Here is a 649-nt window from a genome sequence, read left to right as displayed (position 1 = left end):
GAAGCGACACTGGCGTGTGACATCGTTTTGGTAAATGGTGTGATCACCGTTAAACCTCACTGGTGTGCTTACAAAGACATCAGGGCTGACGAAGTGATTTCCACCTTACTGGTGCCTTTGCATTTGAAGGCTCTCCAGGGTAAGGCTTACATTCGCTGGGATGATGGTGAAACCGAACCTCTGTTACAAAACGACGACTATCAGGCTGAACTTGAAAATGTGTTTAGTGTTTCCAAGTACCCATCAGCCATGAGCTGGGGCGATACAGCAGACCAGAAGGTTAAGCAGTACAAGATGGACCTTGAGTGCGCCACAGATGTTGGTTGTCGAGGTGTCTCATCAGAGCAAGCATGGGATGCTTATCGAGAACTCCGTTACAATAGAACAGTGTGAAACAAGCGGCCATTGGCCGCTTTGAACTTTCACATGTGAAAGTTTTTCGCCTCCCGCTCTTATCATCTCCTCGAATAAACCTCCATAAAGTGCCCAAAATGGGCCGTAACAGCACTGTTCCTAGATTGATCAATTAAGAGACGATTACTCCGTGATGACGACAAGTTATTTGGAGGGTCTATGTCCGCACAAGCTCACGTCAGAGAAAGCGAAAGCTCATCTGGTTCATTCATCTCCTGGCAGTTCCTTGTCTGGC

General features: G+C 47.5%; 1 protein-coding gene. It reads left to right on the top strand.

Going from position 1 to position 649, the window contains the following annotated elements; genetic code table 11:
• A partial coding sequence (locus R8N47_RS25845) for a hypothetical protein (RefSeq protein ID WP_318186186.1) occupies positions 1-393 on the top strand: 393 nt, incomplete at its 5' end.
• Positions 394-649: the final 256 nt, after the last annotated feature.

This window comes from Vibrio sp. 2132-1 (genome assembly GCF_033344315.1).
This window is presented reverse-complemented; position numbering and strand designations above follow the sequence as displayed.